The following is a 19,116-nucleotide window of genomic DNA, read 5'->3' as shown; positions in this document are numbered from 1 at the left end:
TCCGGCGTAGAAGAAGTTTGGCTGGCCCGGGGCGGTGTGCGAGAGGGTTTCCGCGGTTCAGGACAGAGACCCCGAGTGCATCGAGCGCCAGCGAGCAGCACCGTGAAGAAGCATGCAAGTGAATGCGAGTTGCGTCGACCGACACCGTGCGCCAACGCGGGCACCGCATGAGACGCCAATAAGAGTGCGGGCCGAAAGCGCCGCGATTCGAATTCCGAGCCTGCTGCATTCACAGCCCGCTTGACCGCCAAAATACCGCGCGAGGTTCACGCGTCTCGCGACGCGCGCGGCATAAGTGATAAATCCGCGGAACATCCGCACCATTCGAACACCAGGAGTTTTGCACATGCAAACCACCGAGAACGCCACGACTTCCTTCGAAGGCGCATCCGCACTGCCGACCGGCGGTGCGCAGTCCGCAGGCGCCCCGGCGCTCGCGCCGAACACGACGTATGCCGACTACAAGGTCATCCGTCGCAACGGAAGCGTGGTGTCGTTCGAGCCTTCGAAAATCGCCATCGCGGTGACGAAGGCGTTCATCGCCGTGAACGGCGGTCAGGGCGCCGCCTCCGCGCGCGTGCGCGAGCAGGTCGAGCAACTGACGCAGGCCGTCGTGCGCGCGCTCGTGCGCAGCCGTCCGCATGGCGGCACGTTTCATATCGAAGACATTCAGGATCAGGTCGAACTCGCGCTGATGCGCGGCGGCGAGCACAACGTCGCGCGCGCCTACGTGCTGTATCGCGAGAAGCGCACGCAGCAACGCACGCAAGAGCGCTCGCAGGCGCCGAACGCGCAGTCGCCCGAAGGCGTCATCAACGTGACGGACAACGGCGTCTCGCATCCGCTCGATCTCGGCGCGCTCAAGGCGCTGATCGTGTCCGCCTGCTCGAATCTGGGCGATGCCGTCTCCGCCGATCCGATCGTCGCCGAAACGGTGAAGAACCTGTACGACGGCGTGCCGATGTCGCAGGTCTACGACTCGGCCATCCTCGCCGCGCGCACGATGATCGAAAAGGACCCGGCGTACAGCCAGGTCACCGCCCGCATCCTGCTGCACACGATCCGCCGCGAAATTCTCGAAGGCGAAGTGACGCAAGCCGAAATGGGCGAGCGCTATGCCGAATACTTCCCGCAGTTCATCAAGCGCGGCATCGAAGCCGGCCTGCTGGATGACAAACTGCAACAGTTCGACCTGAAGCGCCTGGGCGCCGCGCTGGACGCGAACCGCGACCTGCAATTCGGCTATCTCGGCCTGCAGACGCTGTACGACCGCTACTTCCTGCACGTCGACGGCACGCGCATCGAACTGCCGCAGGCGTTCTTCATGCGCGTCGCGATGGGCCTGTCGCTCAACGAAATCGACCGCGAAGCGCGCGCCATCGAGTTCTACAACGTGCTGTCGTCGTTCGATTTCATGTCGTCGACGCCGACGCTGTTCAACTCGGGTACGCATCGCTCGCAATTGTCGTCGTGCTATCTGACGACCGTCGCCGACGACCTCGACGGCATCTACGAGGCGCTCAAGGAAAACGCGCTGCTCTCGAAGTTCGCGGGCGGCCTCGGCAACGACTGGACGCGCGTGCGCGCGCTCGGTTCGCACATCAAGGGCACGAACGGCAAGTCGCAAGGCGTCGTGCCGTTCCTGAAGGTCGTGAACGACACCGCGGTCGCCGTGAATCAGGGCGGCAAGCGCAAGGGCGCGGTCTGCGCGTACCTGGAGTCGTGGCACCTCGACATCGAAGAATTCCTCGAACTGCGCAAGAACACCGGCGACGACCGCCGCCGCACCCACGACATGAACACGGCGAACTGGATTCCCGACCTGTTCATGAAGCGCGTGATGGAAGGCGGCGACTGGACGCTGTTCTCGCCGTCCACCTGCCCGGACCTGCACGACCTGTTCGGCGCGGACTTCGAGAAGGCGTACACGGCTTACGAAGAGAAAGCCGCGCGCGGCGAGATCAAGCTGTTCAAGAAGCTGCCGGCGGCGCAACTGTGGCGCAAGATGCTGGGCATGCTGTTCGAGACCGGCCATCCGTGGATCACGTTCAAGGATCCGTGCAATGTGCGCTCGCCGCAACAGCACGTGGGTGTCGTGCATTCGTCGAACCTGTGCACGGAAATCACGCTGAACACGAGCGACACGGAAATCGCCGTGTGCAATCTCGGCTCGGTGAACCTCGTCGCGCACATGGTGAAGCAGGCCGACGGCACCTTCGCGCTGGATCACGCGAAGCTCAAGCGCACTATCAGCGTTGCGATGCGCATGCTGGACAACGTCATCGACATCAACTATTACGCGGTGCCGAAGGCGCGTAACTCGAACCTGAAGCATCGTCCGGTCGGCATGGGCATCATGGGCTTCCAGGACTGCCTGCACCTGCTGCGCACGCCGTATGCGTCGGGCGAAGCGGTCGAGTTCGCGGATCGCTCGATGGAAGCCGTTTGCTACTACGCGTACTACGCGTCGACGGAACTGGCGGAAGAGCGCGGCCGTTACGCAACGTATCGCGGCTCGCTGTGGGATCGCGGCATTCTTCCGCAGGATTCGCTGAAGCTCCTGGCCGACGCGCGCGGCGGTTATGTCGAAGTGGACACGTCCGAGTCGATGGACTGGGCCGAACTGCGCTCGCGCATCTCGACCTGGGGCATGCGCAATTCGAACTGCGTGGCGATTGCGCCGACGGCGACGATCTCCAACATCATCGGCGTGTCGGCGTGCATCGAGCCGACCTTCCAGAACCTGTACGTGAAGTCGAATCTGTCGGGCGAATTCACGGTCGTCAACGACTACCTCGTGCGCGATTTGAAGACGCGCGGTCTGTGGGACGAAGTGATGGTGTCGGATCTGAAGTACTTCGACGGCACGCTCTCGCGCATCGACCGCATTCCGGCCGACCTCCGCGCGATCTACGCGACCGCGTTCGAAGTGGATCCGAAGTGGCTGGTCGAAGCGGCATCGCGCCGTCAGAAGTGGATCGATCAGGCGCAGTCGCTGAACATCTACATGGCGGGCGCGTCGGGCAAGAAGCTCGACGAGGTCTACAAGCTCGCGTGGATTCGCGGCCTCAAGACGACCTACTACCTCCGCACGATGGCGGCGACGCACGTCGAGAAGTCGACGGTCGCGCACGGCGCACTGAACGCGGTGCCCTCGGGCAATGGCGGGAACGGCGCATCGGGTGCGCAGGGCGGCTACGGCGGCGGCGTGACGGGCGGTGCGTCGTCGGCGGGCTCGCAGGGCTTCAATGCAGCAGCAGCGGCGACGGCAGCGGCAGCGCAGAGCGCGCCCGCGGTCGAAGCAGCGCCGGAAGCGGACGGTCCCGTCTGCATGATGCGTCCGGGCGATGCGGGCTTCGACGAGTGCGAGGCGTGCCAGTAAGCGGCGCCTGAGAGGATCGAGCCGGTCCGGCGGGCCGGCATCGGAGCAAGCGTCACGCTCCGGTGCCGGCCCGTTTGTTTTGCGGCGCGGGTTTCAGCCGCGCGTGCCGCGTGAAATTTCGGTTCCGGCGTCGTGCGCGAGACGCGCGGTGATCGGCATCGAGATGAACGAGAACAGGCCGACTACGACGAACGAAGGCCAGAAGTCCGACCATTGCACGCTCGCGTGGCCGTTCAGATACTGCGAAAGCTCGAGCGTGATGCCGGCAACCGTCACACCGAGACCGAGCGACACTTGTTGCACGAAGCTCGCGAGGCTGGTCGCGCGACCGACATCGCGCGTTTCGATTTCGGCATACGCAAGCGAGTTGAGACTCGTGAACTGCAACGCCGGGAAGAAGCCGCCGAGCAGCACGACAGTCCAGATCACCCAGGTCGGCGTGCCGGGAAAGAACGTGCCGCACGCCGCAATGGCGATACCCGACAGCGCCGCGTTGTAGAACAGCGTCTGCCGGAAGCCGAAGCGGCGCAGCACGCGCGAGGCGAGCGAGCGCATGAACATGCCGCCGAATGCTGACGCACAGGTGATCGCGCCGGACTTGAACGCCGTCATGCCGAGTCCTTCCTGCAGCGCGAGCGGCAGAAGGAAGGGCACCGCGCCCAGGCCGATGCGAAACATCGAACCGCCGAGCACGCTCGCCTGGAAAGTCGGCACGCGGAAGAAGCGCAGGTCGAGCAGCGGTTTCTCGGCGCGGCGTGCGTGCACGCAGTAGAGCGCGACCATCAGCGCGCCGGCGACGCACATCGCGTAGGCCGAGCCTTGCGGAATCAGCTCGCCGCCGACGAGCGAGAGCCCGAGCAACAGCAGCACGCCGGCGCTCGCGGAGAGGAAGAAGCCGAACCAGTCGAGCCGGCCCGGATGCTCCTCGTGCGAATTGGCGATATAGCGGTTGGTCAGCCAGATCCCGGCGATGCCGATCGGAATGTTGATGAAGAAGATCAGGCGCCAGTGCAGGTAAGTCGTGATGAAGCCGCCGAGCAGCGGCCCGACGGCGGGTCCGAGCATGGCGGGCACGGAGAGATAGTTCATCGCGCGAATGAACTCCGAGCGGCGCACCGAGCGGAAGATGATGATGCGCCCGACCGGGACCATCATCGCGCCGCCGACGCCCTGGATGAAACGCGCGACGGTGAAGGGACCGAGCGATGTCGACGCCGCGCACAGCAGCGAGCCGACGACGAAGATGCCGATGGCCGTGCGGAACACGACGCGTGCGCCGAAGCGGTCGGCGACCCAGCCGCAGATCGGAATGAAGACGCCGAGCCCGAGCACGTAACTCGTGACGGCGACTTTCAACGTAACGGGATCGCGGCCGAAGGCGCGCGCCATTTCAGGAATCGCGGTGACGATGACGTTGGCGTCCACGCTTTCCATGAACATCGCGCACGCGACGATGAGAGGGGCAATGAAAGCTTTGGCGACAAGCGGCATGGTGATTCGCGATCGACTCTTGGCGGCAAGAGCGGCGATTATGGCACCGATATGGAGCAATCGCTGAAGGTTTGCGGCATGCAGTGCGGTGCGAAGAACATTGAACGACGAGCGAGAGAGTGAGGAAGCGATGGACCCGCAAGATCTGCAACGTCTTGTCACGCAGACGATGCCCTACGGCAAGTACAAGGACCGGCTCATCGCCGATCTGCCCGGTCACTATCTCGCGTGGTTCGCGCGTGAGGGTTTTCCTCCAGGCAAGCTCGGCGCGCTGCTTGCGCTGATGCATGAGATCGACCACAACAACCTGCGCTCGCTGCTCGATCCGCTGCGAGGGCGCTGAGGCTCGCGCCGGTGTTTTGCGGTGAGATCGGGTGTTGTGTTCGCGCGCTATAGGTTGTGTCGAGAAGAATTGCAAGCACTATATATTGTGGAAATATGGAGCGTCGAATGCTAAACTTCGGCAACGAATTCGAAGCACGCAGCAGCTTGCAACGTTCGGTTGCAGACTCCGCGAGCGCATGTTTCGAGCGATGCAAAGCGCGCCGGACCACACGCATCGAATGCAGTCGAAGAGCGTGAGCGAAGGTTGCAAATCGTTGCGTGAGTCGAACGTGAGTCGAACGTGAGTTGAGCGCATCGCGACACATGTTTTGCATCGCATCGCGTGTCGTCGAGAGACATCGATCGACAGACGAAGCAAGTCACGCTTCGAGACATCGAAGATCGAGCGCGCAACATCGGCGCGATCTTCGCCGCGAAGCAGACCGCTTTCGCATCGCGTCACTTCGCGGCTTCGCTTCACGGCTTCATCCGCATCACGCACGTCGGCCGCGAAGCCTTGTGCGGCAAGGGTTTCAGGGCATCGATGAAATTTGCCCGCAGCGTAATCCGAGAACATTCGAAGCGCGATCGAAGCACATCGCGAAGCCTTCGAAGTCACTCGATGAGGACCGCTTCACACACGTTTCCATGCATGTCGCTTCAGGCTTCGAACACGAAGCGATGAGCCAAGTGTTGTATGCAGGTAGCAACGTCGAATCTAAATCGCAAGAAAACGAGAATTTTCATGAGCAAACTCTTTTATCGCTCATGAAAAGATGGTACAAACCGATCTAAATTGATGGTGAGAATTTATGCTCAACTGGGATGACGAGACCACTGCCGTAGCTCCCTCGAGCGCTCCGCAACAGAACACGTTGCGTAACGCTCAAGGCACGACTTTCGGTACGCAGGGTGCGGCGCAAGCTGCACACGCTCATCAAGCTGCCCATCAAGTCGCAGCCGCGAACAACATCTTCTCCGATGGCTTCGTTCCGCCCGCCGCCGCGAATCCTTCGGCCGGCGTCATCGCCGCGTCGAGCGAAGCGCGCGTCAACGTCGCGGACAAGCGCATCATCAACGGCAAGACCGACGTCAATCAGCTGGTCCCGTTCAAGTACAAGTGGGCGTGGGAGAAGTACCTCGCCGGCTGCGCGAATCACTGGATGCCGCAGGAAGTGAACATGTCGCGCGACATCGCCCTGTGGAAAGACCCGAACGGTCTGACCGAGGACGAGCGCCGCATCGTCAAGCGCAATCTCGGCTTCTTCGTCACCGCCGACTCGCTCGCCGCGAACAACATCGTGCTCGGCACGTATCGTCACATCACCGCTCCGGAGTGCCGCCAGTTCCTGCTGCGCCAGGCCTTCGAAGAGGCGATCCACACGCATGCGTACCAGTACATCGTTGAATCGCTGGGCTTCGACGAGGGCGAGATCTTCAATGCGTACCACGAGGTCAAGTCGATCCGCGACAAGGATGAGTTCCTCATCCCGTTCATCCAGACGCTGACCGACCCGGCCTTCACGACCGGCACGCTGGAAGCGGACCAGAAATTGCTAAAGTCGTTGATCGTGTTCGCCTGCATCATGGAAGGGCTGTTCTTCTATGTGGGCTTCACGCAAATTCTGGCGCTGGGCCGCCAGAACAAGATGACGGGCGCGGCGGAGCAGTATCAGTACATCCTCCGCGACGAGTCGATGCACTGCAACTTCGGCATCGACCTCATCAACCAGATCAAGCTGGAAGAGCCGCAACTGTGGACCGCCGAATTCAAGGCTGAGATCCGCGAGCTCTTCAAGGAGGCAGTGGAGCTTGAATATCGCTACGCTGAAGACACCATGCCGCGCGGGGTGCTCGGCCTGAATGCGTCGATGTTCAAGAGCTACTTGCGCTTCATCTGCAACCGTCGTTGCCAGCAGATCGGCCTCGACCCGCTCTTCCCGAACGAGGAAAACCCGTTCCCGTGGATGAGCGAAATGATCGACTTGAAGAAGGAACGCAACTTCTTCGAGACACGCGTGATTGAGTATCAAACCGGCGGCGCGCTGACCTGGGAATAATAAAAATCCAGGACGTGTTGCAGACGAAATCGATGGAACGGTCGGGCAGCTGCGTGTCGCTCACGCGCGCCTGATCGACAAGGTTTAGGAGAACGGTCGCCTGATGCAAAGTGCGCCTACTGACTTGGCGGGCCGAGTGGCCCGAATCGAAGACAGGCGTTTTGCGATCCCTTCAATGGGATGGGCAAACTTCCCCCCGGAAAATGCCGGCGACAAGCTCGCTGGCTCGATCAAGCGATGGCCGGTGCCGCGAACGCGCGGTACCGACTCTATTTGGCGCGCGGTGCCTCGGGGCACGGCGCGCCTTGCCGTATTCATTAGCGTAAGCAGGTGGGATCAGCGTACGCCGATGAATAATCCGCTTCGTAGCGTGCGCCCTGAGAAGCGACGCGTGGGAAGCGGGTTTTGACGAAGGGTGTAGTTTGAACTGACTCTCATCTGAAAACCTGAAGGAGAAAAACCATGGCAGTTGCCAAGAAAAAACCCGCAGCGAAAAAGGCTGCAGCGAAGAAAGTTACCGCCAAGAAGGCCGCTCCGGCAAAGAAGGTCGCAGCGAAGAAGGTTGCTGTGAAGAAGGTTGCGGCTAAGAAGGTCGCGGCCAAGAAGGCGCCGGCGAAGAAGGCCGCAGCGAAGAAAGTCGCAACCAAGAAAGTCGCAACGAAGAAAGTAGCGGCGAAGAAGGTTGCAGCGAAGAAGGTCGCGGCCAAGAAGGCGCCGGCGAAGAAGGCTGCAGCGAAGAAAGTCGCCGCCAAGAAGGTAGCGACGAAGAAGGTTGCAGCCAAGAAGGCGCCTGCGAAGAAGGCCGCTGCCAAGAAGGCGCCTGCTAAGAAGGCTGCCGCGAAGAAGGCGCCTGCGAAGAAGGCCGCAGCGAAGAAGGCTGCTGCCAAGAAAGCGCCTGCGAAAAAGGCCCCTGCGAAGAAGGCACCCGCGAAAAAGGCTGCTGCGCAACCCGCAGCCGCTGCGCCTGCTGCTGTAGCGCCTGCGCCTGTTGCGAAGAAGGCCCCCGCGAAGAAGGCTCCGGCCAAGAAGGCCGCTGCTGCAAAGAAGACCACGGCAGCTGCAACGACGGCAACGACCGTATCGGCGCCCGCTCCGGCACCGGCTGCTGCGGTCAAGACGGCGTTGAACCCGGCAGCGGCATGGCCGTTCCCGACGGGCAGCCGTCCGTAAGTTCTCGCGGTAAGCAACCATCGGGCACAACGTGTTGTGTCTTAAGTCCGGGTAAGGCTACCCGGCCTGAACCCGCCGCCAGGGCAACCCGACGGCGGGTTTTTCGTTTCGGCGAACGAATTTCATGCGTGCGCGCATCGACTGTCGGTGCGAGCGCGCAAAGAAAAAGCGCATGCATCTTTCGATGCATGCGCTTCGTGTCGGAACAGACGTGCGCCTTGCGACGCCACGCCTATTCTTCCGCTGAATGCCTCAGTGCGTGACGCGCGTCACGCCGCCGCTCGACAGCAGACGCACGCGCTCGCCCGCCTGGAACACTTCGCCGTTGGCGGTTTGCGTGATCGCGCGGAGATCGCCGTTGTCGAGACGCACGGTGATTTCCAGCCCGTTCTTCGTCGAGACATTGTTCTCGACCGCGTTGCCCGCGACCGCGCCCGCCAGGCCGCCGATGATGCCCGCGATGATCGAACCGTTACCGCCGCCGATCGCGCTTGCCGCCGCAACGCCGCCCAGCGCGCCGCCGCCGATGGCGCCGAGGCCGGTCGGCTGACCATTGTTCGAACTGATCTTCACGCCACGCACGCTTTCGACCGTGGCCATGCGGACCGTTTCCTCGCGCTGCGCCTGTGACGCCGTGTAGACGTCGGGCGAACTGCTGTTGTAGGCACAGCCTGTCATCGCCACTGAACCGACGAGCGCCGCTGCCAGCACGATACGACTAACCGTTTTCATACTCAGACTCCAAATCAATCACGACAGGCTGCTTCCAAATGCCTGCTGGTAACGCTCTTCAATGTCGGCGCGCGTCGGCGCGTAGGTTTGCGGCCCCTGATGTTCGATCTTCAATGCGCCCATCAGGCTCGCGAGACGCCCCGTCTTTTCCCAGCCAAGCTCGTTTTCGATGCCGTAAAGGAGGCCGCCGCGGAATGCGTCGCCGCAACCGGTGGGGTCGACCACCTGCCGCGCCTGAACCGCCGGCACTTCCAGCACGCCGTCTTCATGATAGATCTGTGCGCCGTGCTCCCCGCGCGTAATCACGAGAGCCTTTACGCGGCTCATGATGTCTTCGATCGACCATCCGGTCTTGTTGCTCAATAACTTGGCTTCGTAATCGTTGACCGCCACGTAAGTGGCAAGTTCAATCATGCGACGAAGCTCTACATTCTCCAGAATCGGCAGTCCCTGACCCGGATCGAACACGAACGGCACGCCCGCCCGCGCGAAGCCGTCGGCGTGCTCGCGCATGCCCTGGGCGCCATCCGGTGCAACGATGCCGAGCGTGATACCGCGCGCTTCGTCGGCGCGGTTCAGGTGCGAGTCCATCATCGCGCCGGGGTGAAACGCCGTGATCTGATTGTTCGCGAGATCGGTGGTGATGAAGCATTGCGCCGAGTGCTGGTCGGGCAGCACGCGCACGTATTCCTTCGACAAACCGAGCGCGTCGAGCCGGTCGATGTAGAGCTGCGCGTCCGCCTCGCCGAGCGTGGCCATGATCTTCGCGTCGCCGCCGAGCAGCTTCAGCGCGTAGGCGATGTTGCCCGCGCAGCCGCCGAAGTTGCGCCGCATCGTCGGGACCAGGAAGCTGATGTTCAGCATGTGCACCTGGTCCGGCAGGATGTGGTCGCCGAAGCGGCCCTGGAAAGTCATGATGTTGTCGTAGGCGAGCGAGCCGCAGATGAGCGTAGCCAAGGCGAACGTCCTTATCGTTAGGAGCCGGCAAAAAAGGGAAAGCGCATACGAGGCGCGGCGCGACGGCCCAGCGTTGCAACGCGCCTCGTATGCGGGCCGCAGACCGCGCGGCCCGAACTGCCTTACTTCAGCGCGGCGAGCGCTGCATCGTAATTCGGTTCTTCCTTGATTTCCGGAACGAGTTCCGAGTGCAGCACCTTGTTGTTCTCGTCGAGCACGACGACCGCACGCGCCGTCAGGCCCTTGAGCGGACCGCTCGTCACGTCGACGCCATAAGCCTGCGCGAACTCGTGGCCGCGGAAGGTCGAAGCCGTAACCACGTTTTCGATGCCTTCGGTCGTGCAGAAGCGCTTCGCCGCGAACGGCAGATCGCCCGAGACCACCACGACCACGGTGTTGTCGAGCTTGGCCGCGGCTTCGTTGAACTTGCGAGTGGAAGTGGCGCAGGTCGGCGTGTCGAGGCTCGGCACGATGTTCAGCACCTTGCGCTTGCCGGCGAAACCCGCGAGCTTGACGTCGCCGAGATCCGTGCCGACGAGCGAGAACTCGGGCGCCTGCTGGCCCTTGGCCGGGAACGTGCCGCTTACGTCGATGGGATTGCCGCCGAGGGTAACTTGACTCATGTTGCGCTCCAGAGAGTGTCAGATGCTGACGGGAATATCGCGCGTGACCGGGCCGCGAGGGCCGTGACGCGCGTCGTATGGAACAGGGCACGGGCGTAGTTCGCGTGCCCGTCCGCGATCATGGGTAGAAGACCTGAACCCGGTAGTTCGCGGCGACCGTATCGCCCGTATCGAGCCGGACGACAACCGGTTGCGCGCTTTGCGGCGGAAGGCCGATGGCGAATATCGTACCCGGTCGCGCGTAATCCTGCGGCCAAAGCACCCGGCGAATCGCGACATTGTTCTTGTCGTCGAGCAGCGTGAGTTCGAGCGCGGGATAGGCGAGTGCCACATCCAGGCGATTGCGCAGCGACAGCTTCAGTTCGAGCTTGTGCGGACCGTCGACCTGGCGCAGGCCGGAGCTTTCGATCTGCAGTCCGTCGATGGCGCGCGGCGGCGAGATCGTGCAGCCGAGCGCGTCGCACGCTTGTGTATAGAGGGCCTGCGAGCCGGGAACGTAGACCATCACCGTTTCGCGCTGCCACCAGGCGAGCTGTACGACGAGCAGCAGCGCCAGCAACACCGCGACGATGATCCCCGTGATACGCTTGCCCCGGCTCCCGCCTTTGGCCGCCGCTACCGGCGCGGACGCGCGCGTTTCGCGCGTGACCGGAAACGCTTCGTTGGCGCTGGCCGGATGCGCGCCGCCGGGCGGCCGGCCGCCGAAGCCGGGCTCGGCGTCGTCGCGCCACGCGGACGCGGCGGCGGGTTCGGGCGCAGGCGCGGGGCGCGCGGCGGGCGCCTCGGGTGTCGTGTCGTGCGGCGTGTGCACCGGGCCGATGAACGGCTCGGCACGATCGGTGAGCGGATCGAAGGACGCAGGCGGCGCGGGCGGCTCGACGGGCGGAACATCCGCGCGCGACTGCGCATGCGTCGGCAGATTGGACGGCGGCGTGCCCACGCGAATGAACTGCTTCACACGCGCCGGTTCCGCTGGCTCGGCGGACGGCTCGTTCGCCGCCGCGGCCTGCGCGGGAGGCGCGGTCTCCGTGCGCGGCGGGCTTGCGTGCGCGTGCGTGGAGGCACCCGCGAAAGCAGGCGCGGTGGGTGCGCCGGCGTAGACGGTCCGGTCGGAGTCGTCGTCGGGGTGAGCCTCGACAGGCGGCGGCGCAAGAGGCGAGGGTGGCACCTCGGCCTGCTTCGTGCCGAGATCGAGCGTGCGCGGCGTCAGCGAACGCGCATCGGGCGCGTCGGCGGCAGCGGAAGCGGAAGCATGTGTCGATGGACCGACGGCCGCTTCGTCGTCGATGATGGCGGCATGCTGCGCCTCGCCCGGCGCGACCGTGTCCTCGGGCAATTCGAAGCGATGATGCGCGGCGTCGAAGACTTCCTGGCAATGCCCGCAGCGCACGCGGCCGTCATGCGGCGCGAGCAGGTGCGGGTCGAGCTTGAAGACGGTTTCGCAGTGAGGGCAGCGGGTGGCCAGCGCCATATGAGAAGTGCCGATGGCCCGAAGGCCGGTTTGTGGACGATGGCGCTATTTTAATGACTTTCGCGCCGCGTTCCCGCAAGGCAGACCCAGCCTTCGTGTTCGCGCCAGACGCCGATGTCGATCCAGTTCGCATAAGCCGCCGCAACTTCCTCGGCTTGCCGAGCGAGCACGCCGGAAAGCGCGATCCTGCCGCCCGGCTTCACCTTCGAGGCGAGCATCGACGCCATCAGCTTGAGCGGATTCGAGAGAATATTCGCGACGACGATATCGAACTCGCCGGCGGGACATTCATCGGGCAATCCGTAGGTGACGTCGGCGCGATTGCGCGTGCTGTTTTGACGCGCGGACTCGACCGCCTGCGGATCGATGTCGATGCCATAAACCGGATCGGCGCCGCACTTCTTCGCGAGGATCGCGAGAATGCCGGAGCCGCAACCGTAGTCGAGCAGCGACTGTCCCGGCTTGACCGACTGTTCCAGCCATTCCATGCACAGGCGCGTGGTCGGATGGCTGCCGGTCCCGAACGCGAGACCCGGATCAAGTTCGAGCACGAGCGCGTCGGGGTCGGGTGCGTCGTGCCACGACGGCACGACCCAGATGCGCTCGCCGATCGAAATCGGCTCGAACTGAGCTTGCGTCAGACGCACCCAGTCCTGTTCCTCGACATTGCGCACCGTAAACGTTGGCGTTTTTTTCAGACCGATGTCGTTGGCGGCGGCCGCCAGCAGCACAGCCGGTTCGGCGTCTTCGGCCAGCAGTGCGACGACGCGCGAGCGCCTCCACGCGCTCGTCTCGGGCACGAGTCCCGGTTCGCCGAAGAGCGGCTGCTCGTCGGGCGTATCGGCATCGGCATCTTCGACGGACACCGACAGCGCGCCCACTTCAAGCAGCGCATCCGACAGCGCCTCCGCGTGCTCGCGGTCCAGCTCGGCGATCAGTTCCCGGTAGCTCATGCTCGTCCGCCTTTCACGACTCTTCCGCCACGGCCGCCTGACGCGCGGCCAGCTTGTTCTCGAGATAGTGAATGCTCGTGCCGCCTTCGACGAACTTCGCGTCGATCATCAACTCGCGATGCAGCGGAATGTTGGTCGAGATGCCTTCCACGACCATCTCCGACAGCGCGATGCGCATACGGTTGATCGCCTGTTCGCGCGTCGCGCCGTACGCGATGAGCTTGCCGATCATCGAATCGTAGTTCGGCGGGACGAAATAGCCGTTGTAGGCGTGCGAATCGACGCGGATGCCGGGGCCGCCCGGCGTATGCCACGACGTGATGCGTCCCGGCGACGGCGTGAACTTGAACGGATCTTCCGCGTTGACGCGGCATTCGATCGCGTGGCCGCGGAACTGGATGTCCTTCTGGCGAAACGCGAGCTTCTCGCCGGCAGCGATGCGGATCTGCTCCTGCACGATATCCACGCCGGTGATGAGTTCCGTCACCGGATGCTCCACCTGCACGCGCGTGTTCATCTCGATGAAGTAGAACTCGTTGTTCTCGTACAGGAATTCGAACGTGCCCGCGCCGAGATAGCCCATCTTCTTGCATGCGTCGGCGCAGCGGTCGCCGATACGCTCGATCAGCCGGCGCGCGATGCCCGGCGCCGGCGCTTCCTCGATCACCTTCTGGTGACGGCGCTGCATCGAACAGTCGCGCTCGCCGAGCCAGATTGCGTTGCGGAACGAATCCGACAGCACCTGAATCTCGATGTGGCGCGGATTCTCGAGAAACTTCTCCATGTACACCTGCGGGTTGCCGAAGGCGCGTCCCGCTTCCTCGCGCGTCATGTTGACCGCGTTGACGAGCGCCGCTTCCGTATGCACCACGCGCATGCCGCGCCCGCCGCCGCCGCCCGCCGCCTTAATGATGACCGGATAGCCGACCGCGCGCGCAATCTTCACGATCTCTTTCGGATCTTCCGGCAACGCGCCTTCCGAACCCGGCACGCACGGCACGCCGGTCTTGATCATCGTCTGCTTGGCGGTGACCTTGTCGCCCATCATGCGGATGGTTTCAGGGCGCGGACCGATGAACGTGAAACCCGATTGCTCGACGCGCTCGGCGAAGTCCGCGTTTTCGGAGAGGAAGCCGTAGCCGGGGTGGATGGCTTCGGCGTCGGTGACTTCGGCCGCGCTGATGAGCGCCGGCATGTTCAGATAGGAGAGATTGGACGGCGCCGGTCCGATGCAGACGGCTTCATCGGCGAGCTTGACGTACTTGGCTTCCTTGTCGGCTTCCGAATAGACCACGACGGTCTTGACGCCCAGCTCGCGGCAAGCGCGCTGGATGCGAAGCGCGATTTCGCCGCGGTTCGCAATGAGAATTTTTTCAAACATAGTGGGTCGGCTCATCAACGGGCTCGCGCGAGCGGCCCTCGGGGATCCAGTCGGCGGCGCGCGCTACATGCGCGCGAATGGCGTCAAGCCGGACAGCGGGCGCAAAACGCGCGCGTTCAATGCACGAACGACGACGATGGCAGCGCATCCGGCACGCGGGCGCGTCAGTCGCCGATCACGAAGAGCGGCTGGCCGTATTCGACTGCCTGGCCGTTCTCGACGAGGATTTCCTTCACGACGCCGGCCTTGTCCGATTCGATTTCGTTCAAGAGCTTCATTGCTTCGATGATGCAGATGGTCTGGCCTTCCTTGACCGTATCGCCGACCTGCACGAACGGATCCGCACCCGGCGACGGCGCGCGGTAGAAGGAGCCGACCATCGGCGAGGTCACGACATGGCCCTGCTGCGCGGCGGCGGCAGGCGCGGCGGCGGCCGGCGCACCCGATTCGCCTGCGGCGGCGAACGGTTGCGGCGCGGGCGCCTGCATTTGCGGCGCGTACTGCTGCGGCGCCTGCATGTAGACGGGCGCGGCGTTCTTGACGATGCGAACCTTGCCTTCGCCTTCCGTCACTTCCAGCTCCGAGATGCCGGATTCCGAGACGAGGTCGATCAGCGTTTTGAGTTTACGAAGGTCCATCGAAAATTCCCCTTTCAATACTTGGAGTCCGGGATTGCCCGGCGCTTGACTTGATTTGTGGGTGTTCTGACTGCTCAACCGCGCGCGGCGCCCACCGCAAGCACGGCGGCAACATCGATCGGCACGCGCGGGACGTTCTCATCGAACGAGCCGGCGTGGTCGCTTTGAAGCTGAGGCGCGCGTCCGGGTCCTGAACACATGACCACTCCGGATGCCGCACGGCCTCCGGCACCTGTGCGGGTGGCGGAATCGACGGCAAGGTAGCCATGCGGCACCGGCAGAGTAGTCATCGTCGCTTCGGGTTGTGCGGAATTCGGCGCACTTTAGCGCCTTTTAGAGAATTTTGTCTAGTTTTACGCTACAGACGGTTCCTAAAGTACGGGACATCTTACAGCCCGTTCAGGCTAAGCGCTGCGAATTTCCAGCAAGATCGCTGTAATAGACTTTAACTCGCAGCTTACTTGACGTATTTCCCAACTCGAAAGCAGCGGGTTTTTAGAGGTTGTCGAGCGTGTGCTTCAACTCGGCGGGGTCCACTTCCCCCAATTTTGTCGAACGAATGGCGCCTTTCGAGTCGATTACAACCGTGAACGGCAAGCCGCCCGCATTGTTACCGAAACTGCGCGCAAGATCCGCGCCGCCGAATCCGGTCACGTAGACCGGATAGCCGACCGGCACTTTCTTGAGGAAGTCGTTCACGTTCTTTTCGCTATCGACGCCCAGTCCGATGAAGGTGACGCCTTTCTTCTCGTAGTCGCGCTGCATGGCGGAGAGCGTCGGCATTTCCTTCACGCACGGCCCGCACCACGACGCCCAGAAGTTCACGACGACCGGCCGCCCCTTGAACGCGGCGAGCGGCTGCGACGTGCCCTCGGCGCCCGGCGGCGTCGCCTTCCATAATTGATCGACCGCATTGCCTGCACTCGCGCCGGACGGCGTTGCGGCCACGGTGTTGCTGTCGGTGAAGAAATGGCCCGCGTAGAAGCCGCCGATCGTCGCGGCGACCGCCACCACGAGCGCCGCCAAAATGCGTGAAGTGTTCATGAGCGTCCGGAAGAAGTGTCAGCCGCCGATTTCGAGCGGCGGCGAGTCGGGATGATCGAGCAGCGCGCGCACTGCCGCCGCGTTCGCGCGGGCGAGACGGCCGCGGCCATCGGCACGCACGGCGCCGCGCAGATCGTTGGTGTCATAGAGCGCGATATGCACGCCCATCGGCTCTTCACCGCGCGCGCGATGCAGAAAGCTCAACGTCTCGACATAGCCGCGCCCGGCGAAATGCCGCGTCTCCGACACGTCGTACTGTATGTTGGCATTGAGCAGATAGATCGCGACTTCCTTGGGGTTGTCGCAGAAGCATTGCAGATGAATGTCCGAGTGTTCGCCCGCCGTACCGTTGAGTACCGCGCCCGTCAGATAGGGATCGAAGGGCTTCAGGCGCTCCATCCATTCGAGCGCGGTTTCGCGCATCCGGCGCAGCATGGCCGGCTGGCTGTCGCTCTGGAAAATCGCCTGATATTCGCGGATTTCTTCTTCGATCTGATCGTTATCGGGCAGGAACTCTCCGCCGATTTTGCTTTCGCCGACCACCTGCCGCGCAGCCTTGCGCTTCGCCGTGGCGTAGTCGAGCCCTTCTTCGGCGATCATTCTGGCGGCGGCGATCGCGATTTCCTCGCGCACGCGCTGCGGATCGAAATGTGATTTGCGAGCCATCCCGAAATGATACTAGATAACGTCAGGCCGCCTTTTCGGCGGCCGGGCCGTGCGCCGCCTCGGACGTCAAAGCGCCTGGCGTGCTCGGTTACAATATGCGCCTCCAGGCGCTTTCCTGCACGGGTTTGTCCGAAGGCGCCGTTTCCTGTTTTCCGCATTTGATCGCCCGCGCGGCGCGACACAGCTATGCACATCCACATCCTCGGCATCTGCGGCACCTTCATGGGCGGTCTCGCCGTGCTGGCGCGCGAAGCGGGCCACAAGGTCACCGGTTGCGACGCGGGCGTTTATCCGCCGATGAGCACGCAACTCGAAGCTCAGGGCATCGAGCTGATCGAAGGCTATGGCGTCGAGCAACTTGCGCTCGAGCCGGATCTGTTCGTCATCGGCAATGTGGTGACGCGCGGCAATCCATTGATGGAAGCGATCCTCGATCGCGGCCTGCCTTACACCTCCGGTCCGCAGTGGCTCGGCGAACATGTGCTGGCGGGCAAATGGGTGCTCGCGGTGGCGGGCACGCACGGCAAGACCACGACGAGCTCGATGCTCGCCTGGCTGCTCGAAGACGCGGGCATGAACCCGGGCTTTCTGATCGGCGGGGTGCCGCTCAACTTCGGCATCTCGGCGCGGCTGACGGAGTCGAGCTTCTTCGTGATCGAGGCGGACGAGTACGACACCGCCTTCTTCGACAAGCGCTCGAAGTTCGTCCACTATCGGCCGCGCACGGCAGTGCTCAACAATCTCGAATTCGATCACGCCGATATCTTTCCTGATCTCGCCGCCATCGAAACGCAATTTCATCATCTCGTGCGCACGGTGCCGGGCGTCGGGCGCATTGTCACGAACGGGCGCGAAGCGGCGCTCGAGCGCGTGCTCACGCGCGGCTGCTGGTCGGGCGTCGAGCGCTTCGGCGTCGAAGGCGGCTGGCAGGCGCTGCCCGTTACCGAAGGCGCGCCCGTCGATCAGCAATTTGCCGTGTACTGGGAGGGCGTGCGTCAGGGCGTCGTCGACTGGCAGGTGCAGGGCGAGCACAATCGCATGAATGCGCTCGCGGCAATCGCGGCGGCGCGCTCCGTGGGCGTGCCGGCGGCGCAGTCGGCGAAGTCGCTCGCGGATTTTCGCAACGTCAAGCGGCGCATGGAAGTGAAGGGCAGCGTGGACCGCGTCACCGTCTATGACGACTTCGCGCATCATCCGACCGCGATCGATACGACCGTCGCCGGCCTGCGCACGCGCGTCGGCCAGGCGCGCATTCTCGCCGTGCTGGAGCCGCGCTCGAACACCATGAAGCTCGGCACGATGAAGGCGCAGTTGCCCGCGAGCCTCGCGGATGCGGACCTGGTGTTCGGCTACGGCGCGCGCGAAGGCCGCGACAAGCTCGGCTGGGATCTGGCCGAAGCACTGGCGCCGCTCGGTGCCAAGGCGCAGGCATTCAACGAAATCGAACCCTTGGTGAAGGCGGTCGCGGCGGCCGCGCGTCCCGGCGACCACGTGCTCGTGATGAGCAACGGCGGCTTCGGCGGCGTCCACCAGAAACTGCTCGACGCGCTCTCGGCGCGTGGCGCAGGAGGACATGCGTGATTCTCTATCTGCACGGCTTTCGCTCGTCTCCCCAGTCGTTCAAGGCGCGCGTGATGCACGCGCGGCTCGCCGAACTCGGGCGGCTCGGCCAATGGCAGTGCCCGGCGTTGCCGGTCTCTCCGTTCGACGCCGTCACGCTGGCGGAATCGCTCGCGGCGGGCGAGAACACGAGCGATGTGACCGTCGTCGGCAGTTCGCTCGGCGGCTATTACGCGACCTATCTCGCGGAGAAACACGGCTGGCGCGCCGTTCTGCTCAATCCCGCCGTGGTGCCGCAGCGCGATCTGAGCAAGTATCTGGGCGACCAGCCCTTGTGGCACGGCGGCGGCAGCATCACCGTGCTGCCGCGTCATCTCGACGAGTTGCGCGCGCTCGCGGTTGCGTCTGTCACGCGGCCCGAGCGCTACTATCTGATCGCGGCGACGGGCGACGAAGTGCTCGATTACCGCACGATGCTCGACCACTATCCCGGCGTGCGCACCACGCTGATCCAGGGCGGCGATCACGCGATCAGCGACTTCCCGGCCCATCTCGCCGACGTGCTCGCCTTCTGCGATCAGGCGCCTCCTCCACGAGTCGCGCCGGCAGCGGCCTGAGCCGGCGTCCAGCCAATTCAACCACCGGCGCGCCGCTCGCACATGAG

Annotated in this window: 17 protein-coding genes and 1 pseudogene; 7 read left to right on the top strand and 11 right to left on the bottom strand. The window is 63.8% G+C overall.

Going from position 1 to position 19,116, the window contains the following annotated elements; all coding sequences use genetic code 11:
- Positions 1–346: 346 nt before the first annotated feature.
- A complete protein-coding gene (locus BRPE64_RS11435; protein WP_016346283.1) occupies positions 347–3,382 on the top strand; it encodes a ribonucleoside-diphosphate reductase subunit alpha in 3,036 nt (1,011 codons plus the stop codon).
- 93 nt (positions 3,383–3,475) lie between these two features.
- Here the strand turns inward: BRPE64_RS11435 and BRPE64_RS11430 are convergent, their stop codons facing one another.
- Positions 3,476–4,873, bottom strand: coding sequence for an MFS transporter (locus BRPE64_RS11430; RefSeq protein WP_016346282.1), 1,398 nt, complete (start codon positions 4,871–4,873; stop codon positions 3,476–3,478).
- Between the two features lie 130 nt (positions 4,874–5,003).
- On the opposite strand from BRPE64_RS11430, the gene BRPE64_RS11425 reads away from it, so the two are divergent.
- The 4 genes and pseudogenes from BRPE64_RS11425 (at position 5,004) to BRPE64_RS32310 (ending at position 8,427) form a co-directional block, all read left to right on the top strand.
- The gene (locus tag BRPE64_RS11425; protein WP_016346281.1) at positions 5,004–5,216 is read left to right on the top strand and encodes a DUF3820 family protein; all 213 of its coding nucleotides are present in this window, start codon (positions 5,004–5,006) and stop codon (positions 5,214–5,216) included.
- 793 nt (positions 5,217–6,009) lie between these two features.
- Positions 6,010–7,257 (top strand): ribonucleotide-diphosphate reductase subunit beta, encoded by a 1,248-nt coding sequence (locus tag BRPE64_RS11415; RefSeq protein WP_016346279.1) that lies wholly within the window; start codon positions 6,010–6,012, stop codon positions 7,255–7,257.
- 103 nt (positions 7,258–7,360) lie between these two features.
- Positions 7,361–7,688: pseudogene (locus BRPE64_RS33690) on the top strand (hypothetical protein).
- 31 nt (positions 7,689–7,719) lie between these two features.
- Complete coding sequence (locus tag BRPE64_RS32310; RefSeq protein ID WP_016346278.1) at positions 7,720–8,427, top strand: histone H1-like DNA-binding protein; 708 nt, start codon at positions 7,720–7,722, stop codon at positions 8,425–8,427.
- A 252-nt stretch (positions 8,428–8,679) separates the two neighbouring features.
- Here BRPE64_RS32310 and BRPE64_RS11405 read toward each other — a convergent pair whose 3' ends face one another.
- From BRPE64_RS11405 to BRPE64_RS11365, 10 genes are all read right to left on the bottom strand, one after another.
- Complete coding sequence (locus BRPE64_RS11405) at positions 8,680–9,159, bottom strand: outer membrane lipoprotein (RefSeq protein WP_044041578.1); 480 nt, start codon at positions 9,157–9,159, stop codon at positions 8,680–8,682.
- Between the two features lie 18 nt (positions 9,160–9,177).
- Positions 9,178–10,116, bottom strand: a complete 939-nt coding sequence (locus BRPE64_RS11400; RefSeq protein ID WP_016346276.1) for a carbohydrate kinase family protein — start codon at positions 10,114–10,116, stop codon at positions 9,178–9,180.
- 122 nt (positions 10,117–10,238) lie between these two features.
- Positions 10,239–10,739, bottom strand: a complete 501-nt coding sequence (tpx, locus tag BRPE64_RS11395) for a thiol peroxidase (protein WP_016346275.1) — start codon at positions 10,737–10,739, stop codon at positions 10,239–10,241.
- Between the two features lie 118 nt (positions 10,740–10,857).
- Positions 10,858–12,210 carry a zinc-ribbon and DUF3426 domain-containing protein gene (locus tag BRPE64_RS11390; RefSeq protein ID WP_016346273.1) on the bottom strand — a complete coding sequence of 451 codons (1,353 nt, stop codon included), beginning with the start codon at positions 12,208–12,210 and terminating at the stop codon, positions 10,858–10,860.
- A gap of 50 nt (positions 12,211–12,260) precedes the next feature.
- On the bottom strand, positions 12,261–13,163 hold the full coding sequence (gene prmA / locus BRPE64_RS11385; protein ID WP_016346272.1) for a 50S ribosomal protein L11 methyltransferase: 903 nt from the start codon (positions 13,161–13,163) through the stop codon (positions 12,261–12,263).
- A gap of 13 nt (positions 13,164–13,176) precedes the next feature.
- Positions 13,177–14,544 carry an acetyl-CoA carboxylase biotin carboxylase subunit gene (gene accC / locus BRPE64_RS11380; RefSeq protein ID WP_016346271.1) on the bottom strand — a complete coding sequence of 456 codons (1,368 nt, stop codon included), beginning with the start codon at positions 14,542–14,544 and terminating at the stop codon, positions 13,177–13,179.
- A gap of 164 nt (positions 14,545–14,708) precedes the next feature.
- On the bottom strand, positions 14,709–15,182 hold the full coding sequence (accB, locus tag BRPE64_RS11375; protein WP_016346270.1) for an acetyl-CoA carboxylase biotin carboxyl carrier protein: 474 nt from the start codon (positions 15,180–15,182) through the stop codon (positions 14,709–14,711).
- A 74-nt stretch (positions 15,183–15,256) separates the two neighbouring features.
- Positions 15,257–15,382 carry a hypothetical protein gene (locus BRPE64_RS33915; RefSeq protein ID WP_016346269.1) on the bottom strand — a complete coding sequence of 42 codons (126 nt, stop codon included), beginning with the start codon at positions 15,380–15,382 and terminating at the stop codon, positions 15,257–15,259.
- A gap of 295 nt (positions 15,383–15,677) precedes the next feature.
- Positions 15,678–16,226, bottom strand: a complete 549-nt coding sequence (locus BRPE64_RS11370) for a TlpA family protein disulfide reductase (RefSeq protein ID WP_016346268.1) — start codon at positions 16,224–16,226, stop codon at positions 15,678–15,680.
- 18 nt (positions 16,227–16,244) lie between these two features.
- Positions 16,245–16,892: a hypothetical protein gene (locus BRPE64_RS11365; protein WP_016346267.1), complete on the bottom strand. Its 648-nt coding sequence runs from the start codon at positions 16,890–16,892 to the stop codon at positions 16,245–16,247.
- Positions 16,893–17,078: 186 nt separating this feature from the next.
- Between BRPE64_RS11365 and mpl the strand changes: the two genes are divergently transcribed.
- Positions 17,079–18,473 carry a UDP-N-acetylmuramate:L-alanyl-gamma-D-glutamyl-meso-diaminopimelate ligase gene (gene mpl / locus BRPE64_RS11360; protein WP_016346265.1) on the top strand — a complete coding sequence of 465 codons (1,395 nt, stop codon included), beginning with the start codon at positions 17,079–17,081 and terminating at the stop codon, positions 18,471–18,473.
- A complete protein-coding gene (locus tag BRPE64_RS11355; RefSeq protein WP_016346264.1) occupies positions 18,470–19,069 on the top strand; it encodes a YqiA/YcfP family alpha/beta fold hydrolase in 600 nt (199 codons plus the stop codon). Before mpl ends, BRPE64_RS11355 begins: the two co-directional genes overlap by 4 nt.
- The last annotated feature ends 47 nt before the right edge of the window (positions 19,070–19,116 follow it).

The sequence above is a fragment of the Caballeronia insecticola genome (assembly GCF_000402035.1).
In the GTDB taxonomy this organism is placed as follows: Bacteria; Pseudomonadota; Gammaproteobacteria; order Burkholderiales; family Burkholderiaceae; genus Caballeronia; species Caballeronia insecticola.
Note: the sequence above shows the minus strand (reverse complement) of the source record. Positions and strands in the feature narration are given on the sequence as shown.